The sequence below is a fragment of the Vibrio sp. YT-19(2023) genome, assembly GCF_033337395.1.
This window is the reverse complement of the sequence record NZ_JAWOQN010000277.1, coordinates 1-864: the sequence shown is the minus strand read 5'-3', so window position 1 is coordinate 864 and position 864 is coordinate 1. Positions and strand designations below refer to the sequence as shown.

The window sequence follows — 864 nt, the reverse complement described above, 5'->3', positions numbered from 1 at the left end:
GCTGGCCCTTCTGAAGTTCTTGTGATTGCAGACGAAACCGCAGATCCAGACTTCATCGCAGCAGACCTGTTAAGCCAAGCTGAGCACGGCCCTGATTCACAGGTGGTTCTTGTGACACCATCACCAATTGTCGCGGATCAAGTAACGGATGCCGTGCAGCGTCAACTAAAAGCCTTGTCTCGTGCAGACATCGCGCAGAAGGCGTTGGCTTCGAGTCTGATTATTATTTCTGAGTCAATCACACAAGCGGTTTCTATCTCTAACTACTACGGCCCTGAGCACTTAATTGTGCAAACGAAGAACCCGCGTGAGCTACTTCCACTACTAGATAATGCGGGCTCTATCTTTCTTGGCGATTGGTCTCCTGAATCTGCAGGTGATTATGCGTCGGGAACTAACCACGTGCTTCCAACTTACGGGTATACTCGTACTTACTCAAGCCTTGGCCTTGCCGACTTTTCTAAACGAATGACAGTGCAAGAGTTATCGGCTGAAGGTTTACAGAATCTCGCTCCGACTGTGGTTACGATGGCGGAGGCGGAAGGTCTCGACGCTCACAAACGTGCAGTCACCATCCGAGTAGAAAAGCTGACCAAAAATAGATAATAAGAGAGTAAAGAGATGGAAAAGCTAGCACGCAAACAAGTTCAAGAATTAACCCCGTATTTATCTGCTCGCCGAATTGGCGGCACGGGTGACGTTTGGCTCAACGCCAATGAATCTCCATTTAATAATGAGTATAAAACGGATTTTGCTCGCCTAAACCGCTACAGCGAATGCCAGCCAAAAGCGCTTATTTCTGCTTACGCTGCCTACGCGGGTGTAAAGCCAGAACAGACGCTTACTTCTCGTGGCGCTGACGAA

At 48.8% G+C, this 864-nt stretch carries 1 protein-coding gene and 1 pseudogene; both read left to right on the top strand.

Going from position 1 to position 864, the window contains the following annotated elements:
• On the top strand, window positions 1–606 hold a 606-nt coding region (gene hisD, locus R7E78_RS25400), incomplete at its 5' end, for a histidinol dehydrogenase (protein WP_318058509.1).
• Between the two features lie 15 nt (window positions 607–621).
• Window positions 622–864, top strand: a pseudogene (locus R7E78_RS25395) (histidinol-phosphate transaminase); the annotation flags it as partial.